The following is a 24,718-nucleotide window of genomic DNA, read 5'->3' on the forward strand; positions in this document are numbered from 1 at the left end:
CATACCAGAATTCGCTGGTGACTCACGTTAGCTTTCTTAAGAATATACACTTAATTGTTGCGAACCTTTGGGAGTAATAACAATGCAAGAGAACTATAAGATTCTGGTGGTCGATGACGACATGCGCTTGCGTGCGCTTCTGGAGCGTTATCTGACCGAGCAGGGCTTCCAGGTTCGAAGCGTCGCTAACGCTGAGCAGATGGATCGTCTGCTGACCCGTGAGTCCTTTCACCTGATGGTGCTGGATTTAATGCTGCCGGGAGAAGATGGCCTGTCTATTTGCCGTCGCCTGCGCAGTCAAAGCAACCCGATGCCGATCATTATGGTCACGGCGAAGGGTGAAGAAGTCGATCGTATCGTTGGGCTGGAAATCGGCGCTGACGATTACATTCCGAAACCGTTTAACCCGCGAGAACTGCTGGCGCGTATTCGCGCTGTACTGCGTCGTCAGGCGAACGAACTGCCGGGCGCGCCTTCTCAGGAAGAAGCGGTCATTGCTTTTGGTAAGTTTAAACTGAACCTCGGTACGCGTGAAATGTTCCGTGAAGATGAGCCAATGCCGCTCACCAGCGGGGAATTTGCAGTACTGAAAGCGCTGGTAAGCCACCCGCGCGAGCCGCTGTCCCGCGACAAGCTGATGAACCTGGCCCGTGGTCGTGAATATTCGGCGATGGAGCGTTCTATCGATGTCCAGATTTCTCGCCTGCGTCGTATGGTGGAAGAGGACCCGGCGCATCCGCGCTACATTCAGACCGTGTGGGGTCTCGGCTACGTCTTTGTTCCGGACGGTTCTAAAGCATGAGGCGAATGCGCTTCTCGCCACGAAGTTCGTTTGCCCGCACGTTATTGCTCATCGTCACCTTGCTGTTTGCCAGCCTGGTGACGACTTACCTGGTAGTGCTGAACTTCGCGATACTGCCGAGCCTCCAGCAGTTTAATAAGGTCCTGGCCTACGAAGTTCGTATGCTGATGACCGATAAACTGCAGCTGGAGGACGGTACGCAACTGGTGGTGCCGCCCGCATTCCGCCGGGAAATTTATCGTGAGCTGGGTATTTCCCTCTATTCCAACGAGGCCGCTGAAGAAGCTGGACTGCGTTGGGCGCAACACTATGAATTCTTAAGCCATCAGATGGCGCAGCAGCTGGGCGGTCCGACGGAAGTCCGCGTTGAGGTGAACAAAAGCTCGCCGGTCGTATGGCTGAAAACCTGGCTGTCGCCCAATATCTGGGTACGCGTGCCGCTGACGGAGATCCATCAGGGCGATTTCTCACCGCTGTTCCGCTACACGCTGGCGATTATGCTGTTGGCTATCGGTGGCGCGTGGCTGTTTATCCGTATCCAGAACCGACCGCTGGTGGATCTTGAACATGCGGCGCTGCAGGTGGGGAAAGGTATCATTCCGCCGCCGCTGCGTGAGTATGGCGCTTCAGAGGTGCGCTCCGTTACCCGAGCCTTTAACCATATGGCTGCGGGTGTGAAGCAACTGGCCGATGACCGTACGCTGTTAATGGCGGGCGTGAGCCACGATTTACGTACTCCGCTGACGCGTATTCGTCTGGCGACCGAAATGATGGGCGAAGAGGATGGTTATCTCGCGGAATCCATCAATAAGGACATCGAAGAGTGTAATGCCATTATCGAGCAGTTTATCGATTATCTGCGTACCGGTCAGGAGATGCCGATGGAGATGGCGGATCTGAACTCGGTGTTAGGCGAAGTGGTCGCAGCGGAAAGCGGCTATGAACGTGAAATCGAAACTGCGCTGCTGCCGGGTAGCATTCAGGTGAAAATGCACCCGCTGTCGATCAAGCGTGCGGTTGCCAATATGGTGGTTAACGCCGCCCGTTACGGCAACGGCTGGATTAAGGTCAGCAGCGGTACGGAGATGCATCGCGCTTGGTTCCAGGTAGAAGATGATGGTCCGGGCATCAAGCCGGAGCAGCGTAAACACCTGTTCCAGCCGTTTGTCCGCGGCGACAGCGCGCGTAGTACCAGCGGCACGGGCCTGGGTCTGGCGATTGTGCAGCGTATTATCGATAACCATAACGGTATGCTGGAAATTGGCACCAGTGAACGAGGAGGGTTGTCGATCCGCGCCTGGCTTCCGGTTCCCTTCACTCGCGCGCAGGGCATCACGAAAGACGCATAAGAAAGGGAGGCGAAATGCCTCCCTTTTTGTTGCTGTAGGCCGGATAAGGCGAAACCGCCATCCGGCACTCTTCGTTACAGCTTCGGTCCGGCGCTAACCAGCGCTTCACCCGCAGGGGTATCGGTGTATTTCTCGAAGTTCTCGATAAACAGTTTCGCCAGTGCGTTGGCTTTTTCCTGCCACTGCTCCGGAGAAGCATAGGTATTACGCGGATCGAGAATGCGAGTATCTACGCCAGGCAGCTCGGTTGGGATAGCCAGGTCAAACATCGGCAGACGGAACGTTTCTGCGTCATCCAGCGAACCGTTCAGGATAGCGTCGATAATCGCGCGAGTATCTTTGATAGAGATACGCTTGCCGGTACCGTTCCAGCCGGTGTTAACCAGATATGCCTGCGCACCTGCCGCCTGCATACGTTTCACCAGTACTTCTGCGTACTGCGTTGGGTGCAGTGACAGGAATGCTGCGCCAAAGCAGGCTGAGAAGGTTGGGGTCGGTTCGGTGACGCCACGTTCGGTACCGGCCAGTTTGGCGGTGAAGCCAGACAGGAAGTGGTACTGGGTTTGGTCTGCCGTCAGGCGAGAGACCGGCGGCAGCACGCCAAACGCGTCGGCGGTCAGGAAGATCACTTTGGTGGCGTGACCCGCTTTTGACACCGGCTTAACGATGTTATCGATGTGATAAATCGGGTAGGACACGCGGGTGTTTTCGGTTTTGGAACCGTCGTCGAAGTCGATGGAACCATCTGCGCGCACGGTGACGTTTTCCAGCAGCGCGTCACGACGGATTGCGTTGTAGATTTCCGGCTCGGCATCTTTAGACAGTTTGATGGTCTTCGCGTAGCAACCGCCTTCAAAGTTAAACACGCCGTCGTCATCCCAGCCGTGTTCGTCATCGCCAATCAGGCGGCGTTTCGGATCGGTGGACAGCGTTGTTTTTCCTGTGCCGGACAGGCCAAAGAAGACTGCCACATCACCTTTTTCCCCGACGTTTGCCGAGCAGTGCATGGAGGCAATGCCTTTCAGCGGCAGCAGGTAGTTCATTACGGAGAACATACCTTTCTTCATTTCGCCGCCGTACCAGGTGCCACCAATCAACTGGATACGCTCAGTCAGGTTGAAAGCCACGAAGTTTTCGGAGTTCAGACCCTGCTCTTTCCATTGCGGGTTAGTGCATTTAGCGCCATTCATCACGATGAAATCAGGTTTGAAATCAACCAGCTCTTCGTCGCTTGGGCGGATGAACATGTTTTTAACAAAATGCGCCTGCCAGGCTACTTCGGTAATGAAGCGTACGGAAAGGCGGGTATCGGCGTTAGCGCCGCAGAATGCATCAATGATAAACAGACGCTTGCCGGAAAGCTGCTGGGTGACTAATCCTTTCAGATGCTGCCAGGTTTCCGGGGAGAGCGGTTTGTTGTCGTTCTTACCTTTACCTTTGTCGGACCACCAGAGCGTGTCGCGCGTGGTGTCGTCACGGACAATATACTTATCCTTTGGCGAACGTCCGGTAAAGATACCGGTATCAACGGCAACGGCGCCCAGGTTTGTTAACACGCCACGCTCATAACCTTCCAGGTTTGGATCAAGTTCCTCCTGGAAAAGCGTGTCGTAGTCTGGATTGTAAACGATATCCTGAACGTCATTGATACCATAAGCCTTGAGATCTTGCGGGGTTAAACTGTTGTTCACACGCATTTCACTGCTCCTTAGCCAATATGTATTACCTGGAATAGTAAGGTTTTTTAGGGATTGCTAACCGCGACAAGGCTCATAGATTTACGCATCCGGGAAAATCACGGATAACCGAATGCGCTGCGACTCCTGTCACAAAGAGGCGGATATTATGGCAGGAAACCCTTTTTTGTTGTGGAAAATGTTCTTAAAACGTTAATAGAGAGTGTTTTTGGCGGGAAACTTGTGAGTGTAATCGCATTCACGTAAGAAAATAACGTAACTCATACATAAACAATATCGATTCACTTCCCGTCGCAGTGGTCCGGGATCGGCCTATCAATGCTCAAAATTGTGAAGTTGATGCAATAATTACCTTTTCTCTTCATTCTGGGTGACGACATGGATAGTGTTGAACTTTCACGTACTACTCGCTGGGGCATGATATCTATCGGCCTGTTACAGGGGATATTGTGCTACCTGCTGATGACATATCTGGTGCCGCATAATGACGGCTGGCTGTTCTATGGCATGCCCGCGACAATTGCTCTCTCCTCGGCGCTTTTGCTCACCGTTGTCTCTTTTAAACAACGTGCGCTGTGGTACTGGATGGCGCTGATCTTTGTTGTCGTGCTGGCGATGAGCGTCTGGCTAAAGTGGCAAGTCGAGGGCAGTGATAAGTGGCGGCAAAATGATATTTTTATGTTGTACGGCTGGCGCTTACTGCTGATGGCGATGCTGGCATTGCCATGGATTCAGTACTCGCTCCACGCATCCCGCCAGCAGGCCCGCTATGCGCAGTTTTATACGAGTTTGTGGCTTAACGCGCTGACGTTACTGATTGTCTTTGTCGCCAACGGTTTGTTCTGGATGGTGCTCCTGCTGTGGAGCGAGATGTTTAAGCTCGTTGGTATTACCTTCTTCGACACGCTTTTCTTTGATACCGACTGGTTTGGCTACGTGGCCTTTGGCTTGGTTACCGCACTGGCGGTGGTACTGACCCGCACGCAGTCGCGTCTGGTTGCGGCGGTCCAAAAGTTACTGACTTTGATCGCCACCGGTCTGTTACCCCTGGTCGCGCTGCTGGCGCTGATGTTTGTACTGACCTTGCCCTTCACCGGCCTGGAGGCTATCTCGCAGCGGGTGTCTGCGGCCGGGTTGATGTCAACGCTGGCGCTGCTCCTGCTGCTGTTGATAGCTATCGTTCGCGAGCCGCAGAAAGAGGCGCTTCCCTATCCAGCCGCGTTACGCTACCTGATCAAATGCGCCCTGGTTGTCGCGCCCATCTATATGCTGATTGCCGGTTGGTCACTGTGGGTGCGAATTCAACAGTACGGTTGGACGCCCGAGCGCTTATATGGCGTGCTGGTGGTCTGTGTGCTGCTGCTCTGGTCGTTTGGCTATCTGGCGAGTATTTTACGCCGTGGGCGCAATCCGCTTGAGCTTCAGGGGAAGGTGATTCTTTGCGTGTCGTTGCTGGCGTTGGGGCTGTTGATTTTGCTGTCGTCGCCGGTTATTGATGCCTGGCGCATCAGCGTCAACAGCCATATGGGGCTGTATCACAGCGGCAAAATTAAGCCGGATCAGGTCAGCCTGTATATGTTGGGTAATAGCGGAAAACCGGGACGTGCGGCGTTGGAGGCATTACAAAAAGATGCGGCGTTTAACCAAGACAGTAAGCGTCGGCGCGACTTAAATTCTCTGCTGCAAGGACGTCGCGATCCCATGCAGAACCTGACTGCCACTCAACTAGCGCCGAAAGTGATGATAGCTCCAGGTAGCAGGCAACCCGATGAGACCTTCTGGGCGTTTGTCAAAGGGCAGAGCTACCGCATTACATCCTGCGTTGAGCAGGATGCATGCGTCCTGGTCGATCAGGACCTCAATGCTGATGGTAAGCCTGAGCAGGTGCTGTATGCTTTTGGCGATGGTGAGAGTCTGGTCTTTGCCAGGAAAGAGGATAAATGGGAACTCATCGCATCAGGTCAGCTACCTGCAGAATTCAATAAGGATAAACTGCTGCAGGCGGTGGCGAATCATCAACTGGATTCAGCCCCCAGAGTTTGGCGTGATATCACCATTGATGGCACCCGATTGCCGATTAATTATTACAACGAGTGAGCGTGTTGCAGATAGCGTTTTGATGGATGGCGGTGCGAACGCCTATCCGGTCGACGATAGTGGGCCGGATAGGCAGTGGTGATTAATGTACCTGCGGGTCCGCCGGGGAAGCGTTGCTGCGGATCTCAGCAATGTCCATGGCATTAAACAGATAGTGGCTCCCGCAGTAATCGCAGTGCATATCGATCTCGCCTTCTTCCGCCAGAATGCTGTCCACTTCTTCGTCCGGCAGCGTTTTCAGTGCGCCAGCGCAGCGTTCGCGTGAACAGGTGCATTTGAACTCAACGTCCTGCGGATCGTAGAGAGTAACCTCTTCTTCGTGGTACAAGCGCCACAGCACTTCGTTGGCCGGGAGCGTTAACAGCTCTTCAGTTTTGATGGTTTCGGTCAGGGCTGTCAGGTGATCGAAATCATCTGCCTGCGCGTTTTGCGCCGGCATTACCTGCAGAAGCATCCCGCCAGCAGCGGGTTTGCCATCGACGTCGCCAGTACGGATAAACAGACGTGTCGGCAGCTGTTCAGAACGCATGAAGTAATCTTCCAGACATGCGGCCAGCGTGTCGCCTTCCAGACCAACCACGCCCTGATAGCGCTCGCCTTCTTCTGGGGTAATGGTGATCACCAGGTAGCCGTTGCCTACCAGCGTTTTGAGATCAGCTCCTTCAGGGATATCGCCCTGCATACGGGCCACGCCGCGCATCTGCTGATTGTTGTTGCCGTTAATGACGGCCAGGCTCAGCGGACCATCGCCCTGCAGCTGTACGGTGATATCACCGGCAAACTTCAGCGTGGCGGTGAGCAGGCTGGTGGCGACCAGCAGTTCAGCCAGCACGTTCTTAACCGGCTGCGGGTAAGTATGATTTTCGAGGATCTGTTGCAGGGTTTCCGAAACGGTCACCAGCTCGCCGCGCACGGCAAAGTTTTCAAACAGATAACGATGTAATTGGTCATGTTGCGGCATAATCATCTCTCTTGCAGGTGACAGTCACTCGCTGTCGCCATGTTTAAATCGTAACAGGTCGCGGCGCTCTTTCTTGTCCGGTCGCCTGTCCGGGTGCGGCATGGTTAACGCGTTAAGTTTACGCGCCAGCGCCACTTTTTCGCGTTTTTCTACGCTTTCCGCGGTTTCTTCATACAGCGTAACGGCTTCCGTGGCCGGGCGACGCTGCTCGGTAATAGCCTTGATAATGACCGTTCGCTCGTCATTTCCCTGGCGCAGGGTGAGGGTGGCGTTCAGCTCGACAATCTTGCTCGGTTTGCTGCGCTGGCCGTTGTAATGCACCTTACCGCCTTCAACCATTTCGCGGGCTAGCGCACGCGTTTTGTAAAAGCGCGCAGCCCACAGCCATTTATCCAGCCTGACTTCAGCAGAGGGCTTTTCTTTCATGGCGTCTCCTTCACATCAGTGAGGGGATCAGTCGGCGGTAGTCATTCAGTGACGGATGGCGCGCGTACTGTTTTTCCGCGATGCCTGAGTCGGGATTGGTCACGCCGAGGCAGTAACGAATACCGTACAGAGCAGCGGCGTCGAGAATGGGTTCGCTGTCGTCAATAAACAGCGTCTTCTCTGCACTCATTCCCGTTTCTTCAGCCACAGCGTGCCATAACCGCTGATCCTCTTTGGGATAACCAAATGTGTGGGTGGAAAGTAATAAATCAAGGTGTGAGGCCAGACCGGTATGCTCCAGCTTCACCGCCAGGTTATGGGGATGCGCGTTGGTGAGCAAAATACGGCGCTTGCCGCTGGCTTTTAAGGCATCAAGAAACGGTACAGTATCTTCACGCAAAACGGCGCGCGGTCCCTGTTCCGTTGTCATGGCGCAAATATCAAGATCCAGGCATTCGCTCCAGTAATCCAGGCAGTACCAGTTTAGCGTATGCTGCACGGCATGATACTGCTGACGAATATAGTCCTGGGCTTCCTGGGGAGAGATACCCTGCTTCGCGCCATAGGTTTCCGGCACCAGTTTTTGCCAGAAATAGTTATCGAATGCTAGGTCGAGCAGCGTGCCGTCCATATCTAACAACACGGTATCGACATCCTGCCAGGCAATATTGATCTGCATGGAAACTCCCCAGAAGAAAACATGATGCGCGACAGGGTAGCATATCCTGTCGCGCGAGCGTGTTATCGAATCAGGCTTTCCGGGTTGTCAATCAGCGTTGGATTCAGGCAACTTTCGTAGTAGCTCTGAATTTCCGTGATGCGGGAGCGGTGACGCTGGTAGCGTCTGAAAGCCTGTATGCTGTTGTAGACAGCGCATCCGAGCATGGAGAACATCAGCAGCGTCGTGCCAAGGTAGCGCCATAATCCTGAACGATCCGGGATACGGTGCAGGCCAATGTGCTGGGTGCCATTGGCGTCGGTCGAAATATTGGTGACGATCCCCTCCGCGCGAAACGGCGTCTGCATCAGCATCTGCGCCAGGCGCTGGAAGGCGTTCCACTGTTCCTGTGGGGGATAGTCATATAGCGAGGTTGTCGGCCACGGCTGATCGACCAGATCGCTGCCTTCGTCGCTGATAATCAGGAAACCGCCAGGGGCTGGGCTATTCAGCGTCTGGGCCGCTCGCGCAGTCTCGCGTGAAATAAACGGCGCCGTAGAGGTATTCACCAGATTATCCAACGACTCCGCGCTTACCGGACGCAGCAGCACGTTCACGCCATCCAGTTTGCCTGCGTTCGCCCGTTTCACCAGCGCTGTCCAGTCTTTACTGTTACCAAGGTTAACCAGTGCATTTTTTAAACGTACACATTCATCTTTGGCCGCGCACAGATCGGCCGTTTTCAGGACGATCTCGCCAAAATCGTCCAGTAACACCATTCCGGATTTTTGAATTGCCGAGCGTAACGATGCGCTGACGCGAGAGTCATCATCCGCTTTGGGGTGCAGTTGGCGGTTCACCGCCTGCGTGAGCGCGGTGGCTTTATTCACCAGATCGGACTCAGGCAGCGGTAATGCGCGCGCGTCATTCCAGATAATTTGCGTGCAATCGAAAGGCATAAACGGCGCGGAAGGCTGCGCATTCCAGCTCCCCTGGGTATGAATGTTACACATACCCGTACCGCTCAGATGCAGCGTGTCACCCACGCGAACGCCCGCGTTTTCAAGCTGTTTAACGCTGGTGGCTTCGATAGTTTGTGCGCCCTTCATCCAGGAAAGCGTAAGCTTTATCGGCATATCCAGCGGGATCCAAAACAGCAGCATCAGCAGCACCAGCAACGAGCCGCCCGCGATGACGGCGTTGCGCAGCCAGTGCTGTAACGGGAAGTTTTTGACTTCGTCATGCAGCGATAAAAAACGCCCCTGGCGTACAACGTGGCGATCGAGATAAATATCAATATCCGTTTGCTGGCCAAGATCTTGTGCGATGTAAGGTTGCCAGTGCGGTGGATAAATCAGATCAATAATACCTAGCGAGATATTATTAATTTGCTCCTGGTCGTTTTCGCCAAACAGCCCCCAGCGACGCGGCGTACCGCGCAGACAATGAATTTCCCGCAGGGCGGTTTTAGACGGTGGGGCAAACAGCCCCCACAGACCCGCAGCCAGTAGCAGCACCGCGCCACCAACTGTCCACGGAACAAACGTATCCGGGATTATCAAACAGAAAAAGAACAGCAGGAACGATGTGGCAATCAGTAACGCCTCGCGCAATCCCGATGGGCGGCTGAGCGTATATTCTTCATGGGTTTCCTGGCGAATATTCAGCAGTTCAATCTGCTCGCTTTCTTCACCGCGAATGGACGCCTGGGTAGAAGCGGTGTGCTGTAACGCATAGCCACGCGCTTCCTGCATATATTCCTGCAGCGTATGGCCGTTCAGGGAGATAACCAGCGGTATCGTATTGGTGTGGATTAGCTCAACGCTGTTTTCGTCATTGATGTATTGTTCCCAGAAAGGGGGAAGATGTACCTCAACGGAATCAAGATAGTAACGCCATTTGTTAGGATCGTCGGTAGTAATGCCGTAACGTGTAATCGCGTGCGTAAGCACGATGACGCTATTACTTTGGGCATTCAGCGTTAATGACACCGGCGCGGAGCTGGCGCCCGTTGGACCAGGTACCTGCTGAATTTGACTAAGGCTTTCGAGATAGTTTTCGACTGCACTGCGCTCTTCAGGCGTGAGTTTACGCTTCGAGGCGTCTGAGAAGACGTTGCTCAAGGGTAAATTTTTCCGTCTGGATTTCGTTCTGAGTAGCCATCCTGCAAGCAATGAGCAGGCCAGCAAAGCAGCTAAAAAAATCAGAATGGTGCTCATGCTTTCCCCATCTTACTTAGTCTGTCAGGCGTGGTCAGTCGCACCCTGTTCAATATTCGTGATTCTGTGGTTGGCTATCGGCAAGTGTGGAGTCGAACTTGAGCATCTTTAAGTACAGCCCAGTAAATGCGAATCATAGCAAAATCACTAAAAATGGAATATCAGCAAATTCCTGGAGTTATTTCAACCTATTGACTTTTAATTTGAAATAGGGATTAACTTTTAGTACGTTACATAAATGTAAATAAACGGCAATTCACATTGCCGAAACCGTGCGGTATATCGCACAATAACCCCAGATTTCACAGCAAAGATCCTCACAATGAGCAAATCATTACAGAAACCCACGATTTTGAAAGTGGAAACCGTCGCCCAATCCCGGCTGTTTAAAGTCGAAAGCGTGGACCTTGAGTTCAGCAATGGCGTACGCCGCGTTTATGAACGTATGCGCCCGTCCACGCGTGAAGCGGTAATGATTGTGCCGATTGTGGACGACCACCTGATCCTCATCCGCGAATATGCGGTCGGGACCGAATCTTACGAACTGGGTTTTTCTAAGGGGTTAATCGATCCTGGCGAAAGCGTGTATGAAGCGGCGAATCGGGAGCTGAAAGAAGAGGTGGGGTTTGGCGCAAAAGATCTGACGTTTTTAAAGAAACTCAGCATGGCGCCGTCCTATTTCTCCAGCAAGATGAACATCGTGGTGGCGGAGGACTTATATCCTGAATCGCTGGAAGGTGATGAGCCTGAACCATTACCGCAGGTGCGCTGGCCGCTGGCGCATTTGATGGATCTGCTGGAAGATCCTGATTTTCACGAAGCGCGTAATGTGAGTGCGCTGTTCCTCGTGCGCGAATGGCTGAAAGGACAAGGGCGGCTTTAATTTCTCTTCACGAATAATAAAAAAGGCGCCGAAGCGCCTTTTTTTGATCGGTCAGGGATCAGAACAGTTCGTGCGTCTCACCATTATCAATAATGGTCGTCCCCACCTCATGCACCGCCTGTTGCGTCGGCTGAGTGCCTTCAATGAAGTATTCTGCGCGGCTGTTGCCACCGCTTGCCAGTTGACCGGTGCTGCGATCGATATTGACCGTCACGATACCCGGCGGCGGCGTCAGCGGCTGCTCAGGCACGCCTTCCAGCACGGACTTCATATAGGCATCCCAGGCAGGCTGTGCGCTCTTTGCGCCGCCTTCGTAGCCGGAGATCTGGTCTTTGATCGCCCCAGAAGCCGTCGTGTGTCCGAGATTGCGGCGATGGTCATCAAACCCGATCCATACCGACGTCACCACGCCTGGCCCGTAGCCGGAGAACCATGCATCTTTAGAGCTGTTGGTGGTCCCGGTTTTCCCGCCGATATCATGGCGCTGTAAATCGCGACCTGCACGCCAACCGGTTCCCATCCAGCCCGGCTCACCAAAGATATTGGTGTTCAGGGCGCTTTTAATCAGGAAGGCCAGCGGCGTGTTGATCACATGTGGAGCGTACTCCTGCGTTCCGCTTTGCGCGACCAGCGCCTGGTTTGCCTGCTCAAGCTGAGGCATAGGCACGGAGGCATTCTGCTGTTCCTGCGAGACGGCGACATCTTCGACGTTACTGTTTTCCAGCACGTTAGATTTCTGGGTATCACCATAAATCACCGGAATATCGCATTCCGGACAGGCAATTTTCGGCTTCGCCTCGAAGATAACGCCGCCCATATCGCTTTCGATTTTACTGATGAAATACGGATCGACCAGGAAGCCGCCGTTAGACATCACTGCATAACCGCGCGCCACCTGCAACGGCGTGAACGAGGCAGAACCCAGCGCCAGCGACTCGGTGTGCACAATGTTCTGTGCCGGGAAGCCGAAACGTTGCAGATACTCTGCCGCGTAATCCACGCCCATCGCGCGCATGGCGCGTACCATCACCACGTTTTTCGACTGACCCAGCCCCTGACGTAAGCGGATAGGACCGGCGTATTGCGGCGGTGAGTTCTTCGGCTGCCAGTCGGAACCCGCGCCGGCATCCCAGCGGGAGATCGGCACGTCGTTAAGCATGCTCGCCAGCGTCAGACCTTTATCCATCGCGGCGGTATACAGGAATGGTTTGATGTTGGAACCCACCTGGCGTAACGCCTGGGTTGCACGGTTAAACTTGCTCTGGTTGAAGTCAAAACCACCGACCAGCGCCAGCACCGCGCCGTTTTGCGGATTGATGGAGACCAGTGCGGAGTTGACGTCCGGTACTTGTGCCAGCCACCAGGCATCGCCAACCTGGCGTACCCAGATTTGCTGCCCGGTTTGCACCACATCAGTCACTTTGCGCGGCGTCGGGCCTTGCTGGGTATCCGAGCGGTAAGGACGCGCCCAGCGCATGCCTTCCATCCGTAATGACACTGACGTACCATCCGCCAACGCGGCAATGGCTTCCTGCGGATTGGCGCTGGTAACAACCGCCGGTAGCAGGGGACCATAAGTCGGTAGCGCTTTCAGCGTATCGGTGATTTTCTTGCTGTCCCAACTGCTTTCGCCCACTTTCCACAGCACGTTCGACGGGCCGCGGTAACCGTGGCGCATGTCGTAATCCATTACGTTGTTACGTACTGCCTGCTGAGCAGCCTGCTGTACTTTGCGCGTAATGGTGGTGGTGATGCGATACCCGTCCTCATAGGCTTTCTCACCATAACGGTTATACATCTCCTGGCGCACCATCTCAGAGAGATACGGCGCGGAGAAGGCAATTTCCGGCGCGTGGTAGTTGGCGTCAATGGCTTCGCCGCGCGCCTGATCGTACTGGGCCTGCGTGATGTAGTTTTCGCTCAACATACGCGACAGTACGACGTTACGTCGCGCGGTTGCCCTTTCCATCGAATAGAGGGGGTTGAAGGTTGACGGCGCTTTTGGCAGACCGGCAATCACCGCAATTTCACTTAAGCTGAGCTGATCAACCGTCTTACCGAAATAGACCTGCGCGGCGGCACCTACGCCATAAGCGCGATACCCCAGGTAAATCTTGTTCAGATACAGTTCGAGGATCTCATCTTTACTCAGCAGTTGTTCAATGCGGATCGCCAGGAACACTTCTTTGATCTTACGCATCAGCGTACGTTCCGGGCTCAGGAAGAAGTTTCTCGCCAACTGTTGGGTGATGGTGCTGGCCCCTTGTGATGCATGGCCGGAGAACAGCGCGACGCTGGCAGCACGGAAGATCCCCACCGGGTCTACCCCGTGGTGCTCATAAAAACGACTGTCTTCGGTAGCGATAAAGGCTTTAACCATTACCGGCGGCATCTGATCCAGGGTGACCGGGATTCGACGTTTCTCGCCATATTGCGCGATCAGCTCGCCATCAGCGCTGTAAACCTGCATCGGGATCTGTAAACGCACATCTTTGAGCGTCGCGACGTCAGGTAATTGCGGCTCAATATAGCGATAGAGGCCATAAATCGAGCCTGCTCCCAGCAGGATGCAACATACTGCAAGGATTAATAAATACTTTACGAACTTCACTGGAGATTTCCCATTTAGTGGCATTTGGGCAGTTTATAAACAAACGCGCGGTAGTATAAAGGCAAGCCAGACGCATTGATATACCCGTTAAAGCAACGGGTGATAAGGAGATCATCAGCAATGGCTTTCAATATCTGGAAAATTGGTCTGCATATTCAGCAACATGAAGCGCTGGCTGTCGCCTTAGTTCACGACGCATCCGGTTGGTTTCTCCAGCGCTGGTGGCGTATACCGCTGACGCCTCAGGTTATCGTCGATGGCCACATTCGCGAGCCTGAACAGCTTGTCGCAGCGCTACTGCCGTGGAGCCGGGAGCTTCCTCGCCGACACCATATTCATCTCTCTTTTCCTGCCAACAGGACGTTACAAAAAAAGTACCCTCGTCCGGAAATGATGCTGCGCGAGCCGGAGCAAGCCGCATGGTTATCCGGTTCGATGGCGCGTGAGCTGGATATGGCGCCGGATGCGCTGCATTTTGATTATAGCGAAGACACGTTAAGCCCGGCGTTTAACGTCACTGCCGCGCAAAGCAAAGAGATTTCAGCGCTTCTGACGCTGATCCAAACGTTGAAGGTACAGGTTACGGCGATTACGCCGGATGCCAGCGCGTTACAGCGATTTATACCTTACCTGCCAGAACATCATCAGTGTCTGGTATGGCGTGATGACACCCAGTGGCTATGGGCGACCCGTTCGGCATGGGGGCGTAAATCAACGGGCGATATTGGCTGTATCGACGAGCTTGCCGCGACATTATCGCTTTCCACGACAGCCATTGCGCTATGCGATCCCAGCGGCTTCGATCCTTTAAGCGTGGTGTCTGTACGCCAGCCGCCAATTCCAACGCAAAGCCATCGCTTCACCATTGCACTGGGACTCGCTATGGGAGGCACATGTTGATGATAGCGACCATCAATCTTCTGCCCTGGCGCCAGACGCGACGTCGCGCCTGCCTACGCTTCTGGAGTGTTTTATTTGGCGCTTCGCTACTGCTTAGTAGCGGCGTGTTGTTGCGCTATTACAGCGTTTTGAGCGTAGAAAACCAGGTCGAATTGTTGTTAGCGGATGCCGAAAAGACGCGGGCCGAGGCTTTAATGGCGCTAAAGCCGCGTGTGCAGCAGCGCCAGCAACGATGGCAACAGGTTCAAGCGCGGAACAAACAGCGTGAGCAGACCCGAAGCTGGCAGCGGGTTTTGCAAGGGCTGGCGGAATTACTGCCAGAGCAGGCGTGGTTAACAAAAATAACCTGGCAGCAGGATACGCTGGAACTGACGGGAAACACGCTGAGCTTTGCCGCGCTGAAGGCGCTGGAAGCGCAATTACGCCAGCTGCCGCTATTTAAATTGGGTAGCCCTGGCGAAACGCAGCAGGATGCGCAGGGACGCTGGCAATTCCACTATCGACTGATGCGGAGCGGTGCGCATGAAAACGCTTTGTGATAGCTGGTTAGCGCAGTCGCCGCGCTTTCGGCTCATCTGCGGCTGTGGCTGGATGCTGGGACTGCTCATCGTCGTCATGTTATGCCTCAGCTCCACCGCGCAGAAACGGGTTATGCAACAAGAGGCGCTAAACCAGCAACGAGCGGCCATTCAGGCGCAATGGCGAAATTTATATCTGCTGGCGGCATCGCCAGAAGAGCCTGAAGAGACGCTGATTCCGTTCTCCCCACTGCTGTTTCAGACTCCTCTTGCACATCTTATCCACTGGCAACCCTCCGCACAGGGAGGAGAAATGACGCTGAAGCCAGGCTGGGATGCCATCCCGCCGATGTTTGACCAATTGGCGGAGCAAGGGATGAACGTCAGCCGGTTTTCTCTTTACGCAGAAGGTGCAGAGCTGCTGTTAACACTACAACTGGAGCGCCTGAATGATGGTTGAACGCTGGCTGTTGGCGTGCGTAAGCGTACTGATACTCACCGGTATGCGTAATCCCTTCCTGCCGCCGGAGGACCGTTGCCAAATTGCTGAGCTGTCGGCATGGCGCTATCAGGGAATATTGAGCCAGGGAGCGCGACCCATTGGCATTGTTCAGGATAGCCAGAAAAAATGGCAGCGGGTTGAGCGAAATGATGTCCTGAAAAACGGTTGGACGGTTACGCAGATAACGGCCCAGAGCGTAACCCTCGACACAGGGAAAAACTGCGAGCCGCCGCAGTGGCAGTGGCAACGACAAGGAGCGATAAATGAAGCGATGGATGGCATGGATAGTGCTCGTACTGGTGGTCGGGATTCAGAGCGTACTGGCGGCGAAATCACAAAACGTGACGCTGGTGGTCGATGATGTGCCGGTGGTGCAGGTATTGCAGGCGCTGGCCGAACAGGAAAAGAAAAACCTGGTAGTTTCACCGGATGTCAGCGGTGTGCTGTCACTGCATTTGACGGATGTGCCCTGGAAGCGGGCATTGCAAACGGTGGTGAAAAGCGCCGGGCTGGTATTACGCCAGGAAGGCAACATTCTGCATGTGCATTCTGTTCAATGGCAGAGTGAAAATGCGGCTCGTCAGGACAATGAGCAGGCACGGCTTCAGGCCAGCCTGCCGTTGGAACATCGCAGTATCATTTTGCAATATGCTGATGCCTCCGAGCTGGCAAAAGCCGGAGAAAAGCTGCTCAGCGCCAAAGGAAGCATGACGGTGGATAAACGCACCAACCGCTTACTGCTGCGTGATAATAGCGTTGCGCTTAACGCACTGGAAACGTGGGTGGCGCAAATGGATCTGCCGGTTGCACAAGTCGAACTGGCGGCGCATATCGTGACGATTAATGAAAAAAGCTTGCGTGAGCTGGGGGTGAAGTGGTCGCTGGCTGACGCACAGCAATCGGGGGCGGTGGGGAACGTCACAACGCTTGCCAGCGATCTTTCTGTATCCACAGCCACATCCCGTGTGGGATTTAACATTGGCCGTATTAACGGTCGTTTACTCGAGCTGGAGCTGTCTGCGCTGGAGCAAAAACAGCAGTTGGACATCATCGCCAGTCCACGCTTACTGGCTTCTCACCTGCAACCTGCCAGTATTAAGCAGGGTAGTGAGATCCCTTATCAGGTCTCCAGCGGTGAAAGCGGCGCGACATCCGTCGAGTTCAAGGAAGCTGTATTAGGGATGGAAGTCACGCCCACCGTATTGCAGAAAGGACGAATCAGACTAAAACTGCATATCAGCCAGAATGTTCCCGGGCAGGTGCTACAGCAGGCGGATGGCGAAGTTCTGGCTATTGATAAGCAGGAGATTGAAACTCAGGTCGAGGTAAAAAGCGGCGAGACGATTGCGCTGGGCGGGATTTTTTCACATAAGAATAAATCCGCAGCCGACAGCGTGCCGCTGTTAGGCGACATCCCCTGGCTTGGCTCTCTCTTTCGTCATGATGGTAAAGAAGACGAACGGCGTGAATTAGTGGTTTTTATTACGCCCAGACTGGTTTCAACGCAATAACTTATGCATGAAAAGCCGTTGTTTTTGCACTGAACACGTTTCAGAGATTTGACGTGCGGGTGTATTTAGCATACAAGGAGTACCGATTTGAGTGTCGGTACTTTTCTTTACTTATGCGGCAGTAAATACGCTTTGCCTTTCTGGTGGTGTGTCATAGGCTTATTTGGTGTCATTTGGCTGCGCGATACGTCGCCAGGTCTGATGTTTGCAGGGTAGCATGCCTGCCACGACCAGAAATGCGTAAGGTTTGGTGATTTATTCAGTTGCCAAACCCGCTTGAGTATTGAGATAATTTTCAGTCTGACTCTCGCAATATCTTATGAGGTTTCAGTTCATGTCCTGCTGCGCTGAGTGTCTGCGAAGCGGGTTTACCATTAACGAATAGTCTTAGTAGTACCGAAAAAATGGCAGAGAAACGCAATATCTTTCTGGTTGGGCCTATGGGTGCCGGAAAAAGCACTATTGGGCGCCAGTTAGCTCAACAACTCAATATGGAATTTTACGATTCTGATCAAGAGATTGAGAAACGAACCGGAGCTGATGTGGGCTGGGTCTTCGATGTAGAAGGTGAAGACGGCTTCCGTGATCGCGAAGAAAAAGTCATCAACGAGTTGACGGAAAAACAGGGTATTGTGCTGGCAACTGGCGGTGGCTCTGTTAAATCACGTGAAACACGTAACCGTCTTTCCGCGCGTGGCGTCGTGGTCTATCTTGAAACGACAATTGAAAAACAACTTGCGCGAACTCAACGTGACAAGAAACGCCCGCTGCTGCAGGTAGAATCGCCGCCTCGTGAAGTTCTGGAAGCGTTGGCTGACGAACGCAATCCTCTGTACGAAGAGATTGCTGACGTGACCATTCGCACCGACGATCAGAGCGCAAAAGTCGTAGCAAACCAGATTATTCATATGTTGGAAAGCAACTAATTCTGGCTGAATACACACTCGTCTGCGGGTACAAGTAACTAAGGTGGATGTCGCGTAATGGAGAGGATCACAGTCACTCTCGGGGAACGTAGTTACCCTATCACCATCGCGGCTGGTTTGTTTAATGAGCCAGCTTCATTCTTACCGCTGAAATCGGGCGATCAGGTTATGTTGGTGACCAACGAAACCCTGGCTCCCCTTTATCTCGATAAGGTTCGCGGCGTACTTGAACAGGCGGGTGTTAACGTTGATAGCGTTATCCTTCCCGATGGCGAGCAGTATAAAAGTCTGACGGTTCTGGATACGGTTTTCACTGCGTTACTGCAAAAACCGCACGGTCGTGATACCACGTTAGTCGCACTTGGCGGCGGCGTGATAGGCGATCTGACCGGTTTTGCGGCAGCCAGCTATCAGCGTGGTGTTCGTTTTATTCAAGTCCCGACAACCCTGTTGTCGCAGGTCGACTCCTCCGTTGGCGGCAAAACCGCCGTAAACCATCCCCTCGGTAAAAACATGATTGGCGCGTTTTACCAACCGGCGTCCGTGGTGGTGGATCTCGATTGTCTGAAAACGCTTCCTGCGCGTGAGCTGGCATCGGGGCTGGCGGAAGTGATCAAATACGGCATCATCCTTGACGGTGAATTTTTCAGTTGGCTGGAAGAAAATCTGGATGCGTTATTGCGTCTGGATGGTCAGGCGATGGCGTACTGTATTCGTCGTTGTTGTGAGCTGAAAGCAGAAGTTGTCGCAGCGGACGAGCGTGAAATGGGCTTACGTGCTTTACTGAATCTGGGACACACGTTTGGCCATGCGATCGAAGCTGAAATGGGTTATGGCAATTGGTTACATGGTGAAGCCGTTGCAGCAGGTATGGTAATGGCTGCTCGTACGTCAGAACGTCTTGGACAGTTTACCTCCGCTGATACGCAGCGCATCATTACGCTGCTGCAGCGAGCGGGCTTGCCGGTCAATGGACCGCGTGAAATGTCCAGCGAGGCTTATCTGCCGCACATGCTGCGAGATAAAAAAGTGTTAGCGGGAGAGATTCGTTTAGTGCTTCCGCGGACTATAGGGAAGAGTGAAGTGCGCGGCGGAGTGTCGCACGAGGTGGTTCTTAACGCTATTGCTGATTGCCAGCCGGCGTAACAACAAGAAAGGTCTGGCTTGCGTTGCGAAACGTAGGTCTTTTAGCTTCAGGTTATGTGCAAAGTCGTAAGCATTAACCTTTGAGTGGGGTGTTAAATGGATGAATTCAAACCAGAAGACGAGCTGAAACCCGATCCCAGCGATCGTCGTACTGGTCGTTCTCGTCAATCGTCTGAACGCGATAATGAGCCGCAAATCAATTTTGATGATGTTGATCTGGATGCTGACGATCGTCGTCCTGCGCGCGCACGTAAAGAGCGTGAAGAAGAACGGGACATTGAAGAAGAGTATGAATCTGATGACGATGACGTGGATGAAGAGCGTGTAGAACGCCGTCCGCGCAAGCGTAAGAAACCCGCCAGCAAGCCTGCCTCTCGTCAGTATATGATGATGGGTGTCGGTGTCTTGGTGCTGTTGCTGCTGATCATCGGTATCGGTTCTGCGCTGAAAGCCCCCTCATCATCTCCCAGTGAGCAGGCTGGATCTGGCGAGAAGAGCATTGATCTTTCTGGCAACAACGCGACGGATCAGGCGAGCACGACTACGCCTGCAGCAGGCGCTGAGCAGACCGCTGGCAATACCCAGCAGGATGTTTCCCTACCGCCGATTTCCTCTACCCCAACTCAAGGTCAGACACCTGCGGCAACTGAAGGCCAGCAGCGTGTTGAAGTGCAGGGCGATCTGAACAACGCTCTGACGCAACCGCAAGGCCAGGAGCAGGTTAACAATGTAGTGGTTAACTCTACGCTGCCGACCGAACCTGCGACCGTTGCGCCAGTTCGTAATGGTAATGCTGTGCGCCAGACTGCGAAAACGGAAACGACTGAACGCCCTGCTGCGACACACCAGGAACGTAAACAGGCCGTTATTGAGCCGAAGAGCAAACCGCAAACTACGGTGAAAGCGACGCAGACAGAGCCGAAACCTGTTGCTCAGGCAAAACCAACTGCAACTGCGCCGACGACCACAACCAAGGCACCTGTGGTTACCGCTACGCCGAAGGCGACCGTTGAGCCGAAAGCTACCGCGACTACAACGCCTGCGCCAACTGCGACGGCAACAACGTCAACACCTGTTGCTGGTGGAGCGAAAAGTGCAGGAAATGTCGGAGCGTTAAAATCTGCGCCGTCCAGCCATTACACGCTGCAGCTCAGCAGTTCTTCTAACTACGACAACCTTAACGGTTGGGCGAAGAAAGAAAACCTGAAGAACTACGTGGTGTATCAGACGACGCGTAACGGTCAACCGTGGTATGTTCTGGTAACAGGCGTGTATGCGTCTAAAGAAGATGCGAAACGTGCAGTGTCTACGCTACCCGCCGATATTCAGGCGAAAAATCCGTGGGCAAAACCGCTGCACCAGGTTCAGGCCGATTTGAAGTAAGATAGGATATGTTCTGCAATGGTTTGCTGTTTCGCCCAATTGCGGGACAAAGACTAAAGCGCAGGATGCTGTCGGAGCTTTCTCCACAGCCGGAGAAGGTGTAATTAGTTAGTCAGCATGAAAAAAAATCGCGCTTTTTTGAAATGGGCAGGGGGAAAATACCCCCTGCTTGATGATATCAAACGGCATTTACCTCAGGGTGAATGCCTGATTGAACCTTTCGTGGGTGCCGGGTCGGTGTTTCTCAACACCGACTTTTCTCGTTATATTCTTGCCGATATCAACAGCGACCTCATCAGTCTCTATAACATCGTGAAGACACGTACCGATGAGTATGTGCAGGCTTCGCGTGAGCTGTTTATGCCTGAAACCAATCAGGCTGAGGTGTACTATCGGTTCAGAGAAGAATTTAATGCCAGTCAGGATCCGTTCCGCCGTGCAGTACTGTTCTTGTATCTGAACCGCTTTGGTTACAACGGATTGTGCCGTTATAACCTGCGCGGCGAGTTTAATGTACCGTTTGGTCGTTATAAAAAACCTTACTTCCCGGAAGCCGAGTTGTACCATTTTGCTGAAAAAGCGCAGAATGCGGAGTTCCATTGTCTCTCCTATGAAGAGTGCATGGACCGTGCGGATAGCAACTCAGTGGTTTATTGTGACCCGCCTTATGCACCGCTTTCGGCGACGGCAAATTTCACCGCGTATCATACCAACAGCTTTAGCCCAAAAGAGCAGGCACATCTGGCCGAGATGGCAGAAAAGCTGGTCAGTAAGCAGATCCCGGTGTTAATTTCGAACCATGACACGCCCGATACCCGCGAATGGTACCGATCGGCGAAACATTTTCAGGTCAAAGTGCGGCGCAGCATTAGCAGCAATGGCGGCACGCGTAAAAAGGTGAACGAACTGCTGGCACTGTATAAACCAGGAGTTGTAACGCCTGCGAAGAAATAATTCTCAAGGAGAAGCGGATGAAACAGTATTTGATCGCCCCCTCAATTCTGTCGGCTGATTTTGCCCGCCTGGGTGAGGACACCGCGAGAGCGCTGACTGCCGGTGCCGACGTCGTGCACTTCGATGTCATGGACAATCACTACGTACCAAACCTGACCATCGGCCCGATGGTACTGAAATCGCTGCGTAAATATGGCATTACTGCCCCGATTGACGTTCATCTGATGGTGAAACCGGTCGATCGTATTGTCCCGGACTTCGCCGCCGCCGGCGCGAGCATCATTACTTTTCACCCGGAAGCCTCCGAGCATGTCGATCGCACTTTACAGCTGATCAAAGAGCATGGCTGTAAAGCGGGCCTGGTGTTTAACCCGGCAACACCGCTGAGCTATCTGGACTACGTCATGGATAAGCTCGATGTGATCCTGCTGATGTCCGTTAACCCAGGTTTTGGCGGGCAGTCCTTTATCCCACAAACGCTGGATAAGCTGCGCGAAGTGCGTCGTCGTATTGATGAATCTGGCTACGATATTCGCCTTGAAGTGGACGGCGGCGTCAAGGTGAACAACATTGGTGAAATCGCGGCGGCGGGTGCAGATATGTTTGTCGCAGGCTCTGCTATTTTCGACCAACCAGACTACAAAAAAGTCATTGATGAAATGCGCAATGAACTGGCGAAGGTAAGTCATGGATAAGTTTCAGGATATTCGGGGCGCTGCATTTGACCTCGACGGTACGCTGGTCGACAGCGCGCCGGGATTAACCGCAGCGGTGGATATGGCGCTGTATGCGCTGGAACTGCCGATTGCCGGTGAAGAACGCGTTATCACCTGGATTGGCAACGGTGCAGATGTACTGATGGAGCGCGCGCTGGCGTGGTCGCGTCAGGAGCGCGCCACACTACGTAAGACAATGGGTAAACCGCCCGTTGATGATGATATCCCAGCCGAAGAACAGGTGCGTATTTTGCGTAAGCTGTTCGACAGATACTACGGCGACGTCGCTGAAGGGGGGACATTCCTGTTCCCTGATGTTGCCGACACGCTGGGCGCGATGCATGCGAAAGGATTGCCGCTGGGTCTGGTGACCAACAAACCGACCCCGTTTGTCGCGCCATTGCTTGAGGCGTTAGATATCGCCAAATACTTTAGCGTGGTCATCGGTGGTGACGACGTGCAGAATAAAAAACCGCATCCGGATCCGCTATTGCTGGTAGCAAGCAAGCTTGGCATCAAGCCTGAGCAATTGCTCTTCGTAGGGGATTCACGTAATGATATTCAGGCGGCAAAAGCTGCTGGCTGTCCGTCCGTTGGCCTGACTTATGGCTACAACTACGGCGAGTCGATCGCGCTGAGCCAACCCGACGTTATTTACGACCGTATTAATGAACTACTGCCCGTTCTCGGGCTTCCGCATAGCGAAAATCAGGAATCAAAAAATGACTAAGCCCATCGTTTTTAGTGGCGCACAGCCCTCAGGTGAATTGACCATTGGCAACTATATGGGTGCGCTGCGTCAGTGGGTGAGCATGCAGGATGACTACCATTGCATCTACTGCATCGTTGACCAACATGCCATCACCGTTCGTCAGGATGCTCAGCAGCTGCGTAAAGCAACGCTCGATACGCTGGCGCTGTATCTGGCATGCGGTATCGATCCTGAAAAAAGCACCATTTTCGTCCAGTCTCATGTACCGGAACACGCACAATTAGGTTGGGCGCTGAACTGCTACACCTATTTCGGCGAGCTGAGCCGTATGACCCAGTTCAAAGATAAATCCGCACGCTATGCGGAGAACATCAACGCCGGTCTGTTTGATTATCCGGTGCTGATGGCGGCAGACATCCTGCTGTATCAGACCAACCAGGTACCGGTTGGCGAAGATCAGAAACAGCATCTGGAACTAAGCCGCGATATCGCCCAGCGCTTCAACGCCCTGTATGGCGACATCTTCAAAGTGCCTGAGCCGTTCATTCCTAAATCCGGTGCGCGCGTGATGTCGCTACTGGAGCCGACGAAGAAAATGTCCAAGTCGGATGACAACCGCAACAACGTGATCGGCCTGCTGGAAGATCCGAAATCCGTGGTTAAGAAAATCAAACGTGCGATGACCGACTCCGAAGAGCCGCCTGTTGTACGCTACGACGTGCAGAATAAAGCGGGTGTTTCCAACCTGCTGGATATCCTCTCTGCCGTTACCGGCCAGAGCATTCCGGAGCTGGAACAACACTTTGAAGGCAAGATGTATGGTCATCTGAAAGGTGAAGTCGCAGAGGCCGTTTCCGGCATGCTGACCGAGCTTCAGGAGCGTTATCACCGTTTCCGTAACGATGAAGCTTTCCTGCAGCAGGTGATGAAAGATGGCGCTGAAAAAGCCAGCGCACGCGCGTCTGTTACGCTGAAAGCGGTTTACGAAGCGATTGGTTTTGTCGCCAAGCCGTAATGCGCTCTGCGTTGCTGAAGAAACCGGGTTCTACCCGGTTTTTTTTCGCCTGTTCGCTGGCGAATCTCAAAAAAATATGAAGCGCCTCGCCGTTTGCATATTTCCTTATATCAATCAATTTAATGAAGATATAAATATTCAATTTACTGAAGATATAAAATGCGTCGGATATTTATCAAGAGAGAGGAGGGACTGACAACCCTGGCCCGCTACCTGCTCGGCGAGAAGTGCGGTAGCGTGTGAATGAGCATCAAACCAATAAATAAAAAAACCGGGGATTTCCCGGTTTTTTTGTATCTGCGCAATCGCTTCTGTTACAGATCTGCAGCCGGGCCACAGCCACCAATAATTTTAGAAATAGAAATTGCCGGATGCAGGAAGTAATCGTAGGTGCAGTTATCTTTTTTGTTATCAACATGACCAGTACACGCGGTCAGCGTAGCCAGAACACCAGCAACGATAGTGATTTTTGCAAATTTCAGCATGTTAAAATCCTTGTAAGATATCTATTTTTAAATGGATGAAATCCATTTCTCGGCGGTTAAGATATCAACTAAAATAAACTTAAAGTAGTCCGGATTAGGACATAACAAGTTTTATATAAAATATGCTTTCAATGAATTTAAATGTTTTAAAAATACATTTAATTAATGATTAACGGTTGGGCTACTGAGGCGAGTATATAGCGTATATCGGTTATTTATTTCTATCGGAAGATAAATAAATGCCCTG

At 53.0% G+C, this 24,718-nt stretch carries 23 protein-coding genes and 1 pseudogene; 17 read left to right on the top strand and 7 right to left on the bottom strand.

The genetic code is table 11. From position 1 onward, the window contains the following. Positions 1 to 82 precede the first annotated feature (82 nt). Positions 83 to 802 carry an osmolarity response regulator transcription factor OmpR gene (ompR, locus tag HV302_RS01670; RefSeq protein ID WP_001157751.1) on the top strand — a complete coding sequence of 240 codons (720 nt, stop codon included), beginning with the start codon at positions 83 to 85 and terminating at the stop codon, positions 800 to 802. Further along, positions 799 to 2,151 (top strand): two-component system sensor histidine kinase EnvZ, encoded by a 1,353-nt coding sequence (gene envZ, locus HV302_RS01675; protein ID WP_181626842.1) that lies wholly within the window; start codon positions 799 to 801, stop codon positions 2,149 to 2,151. The genes ompR and envZ overlap by 4 nt, the downstream gene beginning before the upstream one ends. Positions 2,152 to 2,225: 74 nt before the next feature. On the opposite strand, the gene pckA is transcribed toward envZ, so the two are convergent. Next, the gene (gene pckA, locus HV302_RS01680; RefSeq protein ID WP_016154801.1) at positions 2,226 to 3,848 is read right to left on the bottom strand and encodes a phosphoenolpyruvate carboxykinase (ATP); all 1,623 of its coding nucleotides are present in this window, start codon (positions 3,846 to 3,848) and stop codon (positions 2,226 to 2,228) included. 378 nt (positions 3,849 to 4,226) lie between these two features. Here pckA and HV302_RS01685 point away from each other — a divergent pair, with 378 nt between their 5' ends. Further along, on the top strand, positions 4,227 to 5,945 hold the full coding sequence (locus tag HV302_RS01685) for a DUF4153 domain-containing protein (RefSeq protein ID WP_181626843.1): 1,719 nt from the start codon (positions 4,227 to 4,229) through the stop codon (positions 5,943 to 5,945). Between the two features lie 82 nt (positions 5,946 to 6,027). On the opposite strand, the gene hslO is transcribed toward HV302_RS01685, so the two are convergent. The 4 genes from hslO to igaA all read right to left on the bottom strand — a co-directional run bounded on the left by hslO (position 6,028) and on the right by igaA (position 10,209). Next, positions 6,028 to 6,906, bottom strand: coding sequence for an Hsp33 family molecular chaperone HslO (hslO, locus tag HV302_RS01690; protein WP_016157640.1), 879 nt, complete (start codon positions 6,904 to 6,906; stop codon positions 6,028 to 6,030). 24 nt (positions 6,907 to 6,930) lie between these two features. Beyond that, positions 6,931 to 7,332 (bottom strand): ribosome-associated heat shock protein Hsp15, encoded by a 402-nt coding sequence (hslR, locus tag HV302_RS01695; RefSeq protein ID WP_016157639.1) that lies wholly within the window; start codon positions 7,330 to 7,332, stop codon positions 6,931 to 6,933. Between the two features lie 10 nt (positions 7,333 to 7,342). Further along, a complete protein-coding gene (yrfG, locus tag HV302_RS01700; RefSeq protein WP_016157638.1) occupies positions 7,343 to 8,011 on the bottom strand; it encodes a GMP/IMP nucleotidase in 669 nt (222 codons plus the stop codon). A 62-nt stretch (positions 8,012 to 8,073) separates the two neighbouring features. Beyond that, positions 8,074 to 10,209: an intracellular growth attenuator protein IgaA gene (gene igaA / locus HV302_RS01705; protein WP_181626844.1), complete on the bottom strand. Its 2,136-nt coding sequence runs from the start codon at positions 10,207 to 10,209 to the stop codon at positions 8,074 to 8,076. Between the two features lie 322 nt (positions 10,210 to 10,531). On the opposite strand from igaA, the gene nudE reads away from it, so the two are divergent. Next, positions 10,532 to 11,092 (top strand): ADP compounds hydrolase NudE, encoded by a 561-nt coding sequence (gene nudE, locus HV302_RS01710; RefSeq protein ID WP_016154795.1) that lies wholly within the window; start codon positions 10,532 to 10,534, stop codon positions 11,090 to 11,092. Between the two features lie 58 nt (positions 11,093 to 11,150). Here nudE and mrcA read toward each other — a convergent pair whose 3' ends face one another. Beyond that, positions 11,151 to 13,703 carry a peptidoglycan glycosyltransferase/peptidoglycan DD-transpeptidase MrcA gene (gene mrcA / locus HV302_RS01715; RefSeq protein WP_181626845.1) on the bottom strand — a complete coding sequence of 851 codons (2,553 nt, stop codon included), beginning with the start codon at positions 13,701 to 13,703 and terminating at the stop codon, positions 11,151 to 11,153. Positions 13,704 to 13,823: 120 nt separating this feature from the next. Here mrcA and HV302_RS01720 point away from each other — a divergent pair, with 120 nt between their 5' ends. From HV302_RS01720 to HV302_RS28510, 13 genes and pseudogenes are all read left to right on the top strand, one after another. Beyond that, positions 13,824 to 14,603 (top strand): DNA utilization protein HofM, encoded by a 780-nt coding sequence (locus HV302_RS01720; RefSeq protein ID WP_181626846.1) that lies wholly within the window; start codon positions 13,824 to 13,826, stop codon positions 14,601 to 14,603. Further along, positions 14,603 to 15,142 (top strand): PilN domain-containing protein, encoded by a 540-nt coding sequence (locus HV302_RS01725; protein ID WP_153690732.1) that lies wholly within the window; start codon positions 14,603 to 14,605, stop codon positions 15,140 to 15,142. Before HV302_RS01720 ends, HV302_RS01725 begins: the two co-directional genes overlap by 1 nt. Then, positions 15,126 to 15,581: a HofO family protein gene (locus HV302_RS01730; protein WP_103766938.1), complete on the top strand. Its 456-nt coding sequence runs from the start codon at positions 15,126 to 15,128 to the stop codon at positions 15,579 to 15,581. The genes HV302_RS01725 and HV302_RS01730 overlap by 17 nt, the downstream gene beginning before the upstream one ends. Next, complete coding sequence (locus HV302_RS01735) at positions 15,571 to 15,984, top strand: HofP DNA utilization family protein (protein ID WP_103766937.1); 414 nt, start codon at positions 15,571 to 15,573, stop codon at positions 15,982 to 15,984. Before HV302_RS01730 ends, HV302_RS01735 begins: the two co-directional genes overlap by 11 nt. Further along, the gene (hofQ, locus tag HV302_RS01740; RefSeq protein WP_103766936.1) at positions 15,887 to 17,134 is read left to right on the top strand and encodes a DNA uptake porin HofQ; all 1,248 of its coding nucleotides are present in this window, start codon (positions 15,887 to 15,889) and stop codon (positions 17,132 to 17,134) included. The genes HV302_RS01735 and hofQ overlap by 98 nt, the downstream gene beginning before the upstream one ends. A gap of 404 nt (positions 17,135 to 17,538) precedes the next feature. Beyond that, positions 17,539 to 18,060: a shikimate kinase AroK gene (aroK, locus tag HV302_RS01745; protein WP_003023552.1), complete on the top strand. Its 522-nt coding sequence runs from the start codon at positions 17,539 to 17,541 to the stop codon at positions 18,058 to 18,060. Positions 18,061 to 18,117: 57 nt separating this feature from the next. Further along, positions 18,118 to 19,206, top strand: coding sequence for a 3-dehydroquinate synthase (gene aroB, locus HV302_RS01750; RefSeq protein ID WP_181626847.1), 1,089 nt, complete (start codon positions 18,118 to 18,120; stop codon positions 19,204 to 19,206). Between the two features lie 96 nt (positions 19,207 to 19,302). Further along, positions 19,303 to 20,589, top strand: coding sequence for a cell division protein DamX (gene damX, locus HV302_RS01755; RefSeq protein WP_046274532.1), 1,287 nt, complete (start codon positions 19,303 to 19,305; stop codon positions 20,587 to 20,589). A gap of 117 nt (positions 20,590 to 20,706) precedes the next feature. After that, a complete protein-coding gene (gene dam, locus HV302_RS01760; protein ID WP_016154786.1) occupies positions 20,707 to 21,543 on the top strand; it encodes an adenine-specific DNA-methyltransferase in 837 nt (278 codons plus the stop codon). Between the two features lie 17 nt (positions 21,544 to 21,560). Next, positions 21,561 to 22,238, top strand: a complete 678-nt coding sequence (rpe, locus tag HV302_RS01765) for a ribulose-phosphate 3-epimerase (protein ID WP_003023561.1) — start codon at positions 21,561 to 21,563, stop codon at positions 22,236 to 22,238. Next, the gene (gene gph / locus HV302_RS01770) at positions 22,231 to 22,989 is read left to right on the top strand and encodes a phosphoglycolate phosphatase (protein ID WP_181626848.1); all 759 of its coding nucleotides are present in this window, start codon (positions 22,231 to 22,233) and stop codon (positions 22,987 to 22,989) included. Before rpe ends, gph begins: the two co-directional genes overlap by 8 nt. After that, entirely contained in the window at positions 22,982 to 23,986 is a 1,005-nt protein-coding gene (trpS, locus tag HV302_RS01775) for a tryptophan--tRNA ligase (RefSeq protein ID WP_016154784.1), read from the top strand. Before gph ends, trpS begins: the two co-directional genes overlap by 8 nt. A 159-nt stretch (positions 23,987 to 24,145) precedes the next feature. Then, positions 24,146 to 24,223 (top strand): annotated as a pseudogene (locus HV302_RS28510) (hypothetical protein); the annotation flags it as partial. Positions 24,224 to 24,300: 77 nt separating this feature from the next. Here HV302_RS28510 and HV302_RS01780 read toward each other — a convergent pair. Continuing rightward, positions 24,301 to 24,471, bottom strand: a complete 171-nt coding sequence (locus HV302_RS01780; RefSeq protein ID WP_016154783.1) for a YhfL family protein — start codon at positions 24,469 to 24,471, stop codon at positions 24,301 to 24,303. Between the last annotated feature and the right edge of the window lie 247 nt (positions 24,472 to 24,718).

The organism is Citrobacter sp. RHBSTW-00859 (assembly GCF_013729795.1).
GTDB lineage: Bacteria > Pseudomonadota > Gammaproteobacteria > Enterobacterales > Enterobacteriaceae > Citrobacter > Citrobacter braakii.

What these genes read in the sequence shown, in the direction of transcription:
- yrfG (WP_016157638.1), bottom strand. Translation starts at nt 8,011, where the DNA reads ATGCAGATCAATATTGCCTGGCAGGATGTCGATACCGTGTTGTTAGAT.
- HV302_RS01730 (WP_103766938.1), top strand. Translation starts at nt 15,126, where the DNA reads ATGAAAACGCTTTGTGATAGCTGGTTAGCGCAGTCGCCGCGCTTTCGG.
- HV302_RS01720 (WP_181626846.1), top strand. Translation starts at nt 13,824, where the DNA reads ATGGCTTTCAATATCTGGAAAATTGGTCTGCATATTCAGCAACATGAA.
- dam (WP_016154786.1), top strand. Translation starts at nt 20,707, where the DNA reads ATGAAAAAAAATCGCGCTTTTTTGAAATGGGCAGGGGGAAAATACCCC.
- igaA (WP_181626844.1), bottom strand. Translation starts at nt 10,209, where the DNA reads ATGAGCACCATTCTGATTTTTTTAGCTGCTTTGCTGGCCTGCTCATTG.
- HV302_RS01725 (WP_153690732.1), top strand. Translation starts at nt 14,603, where the DNA reads ATGATAGCGACCATCAATCTTCTGCCCTGGCGCCAGACGCGACGTCGC.
- hofQ (WP_103766936.1), top strand. Translation starts at nt 15,887, where the DNA reads ATGAAGCGATGGATGGCATGGATAGTGCTCGTACTGGTGGTCGGGATT.
- HV302_RS01780 (WP_016154783.1), bottom strand. Translation starts at nt 24,471, where the DNA reads ATGCTGAAATTTGCAAAAATCACTATCGTTGCTGGTGTTCTGGCTACG.
- gph (WP_181626848.1), top strand. Translation starts at nt 22,231, where the DNA reads ATGGATAAGTTTCAGGATATTCGGGGCGCTGCATTTGACCTCGACGGT.
- hslR (WP_016157639.1), bottom strand. Translation starts at nt 7,332, where the DNA reads ATGAAAGAAAAGCCCTCTGCTGAAGTCAGGCTGGATAAATGGCTGTGG.
- aroB (WP_181626847.1), top strand. Translation starts at nt 18,118, where the DNA reads ATGGAGAGGATCACAGTCACTCTCGGGGAACGTAGTTACCCTATCACC.
- pckA (WP_016154801.1), bottom strand. Translation starts at nt 3,848, where the DNA reads ATGCGTGTGAACAACAGTTTAACCCCGCAAGATCTCAAGGCTTATGGT.
- envZ (WP_181626842.1), top strand. Translation starts at nt 799, where the DNA reads ATGAGGCGAATGCGCTTCTCGCCACGAAGTTCGTTTGCCCGCACGTTA.
- nudE (WP_016154795.1), top strand. Translation starts at nt 10,532, where the DNA reads ATGAGCAAATCATTACAGAAACCCACGATTTTGAAAGTGGAAACCGTC.
- HV302_RS01735 (WP_103766937.1), top strand. Translation starts at nt 15,571, where the DNA reads ATGATGGTTGAACGCTGGCTGTTGGCGTGCGTAAGCGTACTGATACTC.
- rpe (WP_003023561.1), top strand. Translation starts at nt 21,561, where the DNA reads ATGAAACAGTATTTGATCGCCCCCTCAATTCTGTCGGCTGATTTTGCC.
- ompR (WP_001157751.1), top strand. Translation starts at nt 83, where the DNA reads ATGCAAGAGAACTATAAGATTCTGGTGGTCGATGACGACATGCGCTTG.
- aroK (WP_003023552.1), top strand. Translation starts at nt 17,539, where the DNA reads ATGGCAGAGAAACGCAATATCTTTCTGGTTGGGCCTATGGGTGCCGGA.
- trpS (WP_016154784.1), top strand. Translation starts at nt 22,982, where the DNA reads ATGACTAAGCCCATCGTTTTTAGTGGCGCACAGCCCTCAGGTGAATTG.
- HV302_RS01685 (WP_181626843.1), top strand. Translation starts at nt 4,227, where the DNA reads ATGGATAGTGTTGAACTTTCACGTACTACTCGCTGGGGCATGATATCT.
- damX (WP_046274532.1), top strand. Translation starts at nt 19,303, where the DNA reads ATGGATGAATTCAAACCAGAAGACGAGCTGAAACCCGATCCCAGCGAT.
- hslO (WP_016157640.1), bottom strand. Translation starts at nt 6,906, where the DNA reads ATGCCGCAACATGACCAATTACATCGTTATCTGTTTGAAAACTTTGCC.